This window comes from Gramella sp. AN32 (assembly GCF_023718305.1).
Classification (GTDB): Bacteria; Bacteroidota; Bacteroidia; order Flavobacteriales; family Flavobacteriaceae; genus Christiangramia; species Christiangramia antarctica.
In genome coordinates, this window is the sequence record NZ_QEYO01000052.1 from 1 (window position 1) to 829 (window position 829).

An 829-nucleotide genomic window follows, 5' to 3' on the forward strand; every position below is an offset into this window, starting at 1 on the left:
TACTCCCGCAACTTGCGATAGTGTGCCGAGCAAGCAATGACCGGCAATAAATAGTCATTGTGAACTATAATTAAGATGGTAGAACCGACCTACCAGTGTCGTCTTATAGGAGAAGGCATTAAACCACCTAAAGGTGCTTTGGTAAAGAGCCAGGGTATTGAGCGTTTAGGAAAGGTCACGCCAAGAGCGTGGTCAGGTACGGATAAAAGAGATGAACAAAAGTGAACCCCTTATGAGGTGTCGAGAAGTTGCTACATCCTGTCAAAAGCCACGGAGTATCGCACGAGGTTAAAGAGTATAGCGGTTACCTATTTATTGGCTATACGGCAGGCGTCATTCAGGGGGCATGACTTTTATCCAGGCTTGGTTATGGAACTCGGGAACCTGAATATAGATGTTAAGGAAAATACACAATAGGCCCAACCTAGAGGTAGAATACCAAAGTTATATTCAGGGGCGGACTAACCTGTAGTAGTGATAAAGTTCCTGTAATGGGAATGGAGCGAAGGGGTTAGGTTATACAGTTACGTTACATTTAACAACTCAGTATTTTGAGGATGACTTTATGGAATGAAACAAAATCAATACCTATAAGCAAAGCCATGGTATGGCAAGCTTATAAAAGAGTGCGTGCCAACAAAGGAAGTGCAGGGATAGATGCAGTAAGCATGGAGCAATTCGATGGGAATTTATCCAAGAACCTGTACAAACTTTGGAATCGTATGGCATCGGGGAGTTATTTCCCCCCTGCGGTCAAGGAAGTGGAAATCCCGAAAAAGGACGGTAAAGTCCGCAAATTAGGGATTCCCACAGTAAGTGACCGAATAGG

General features: G+C 43.9%; 1 pseudogene. It reads left to right on the top strand.

Annotation, left to right across the window (positions count from 1 at the left end):
• Positions 1 to 557: 557 nt before the first annotated feature.
• A pseudogene (locus DHD80_RS19830) lies at positions 558 to 829 on the top strand (group II intron reverse transcriptase/maturase); the annotation flags it as partial.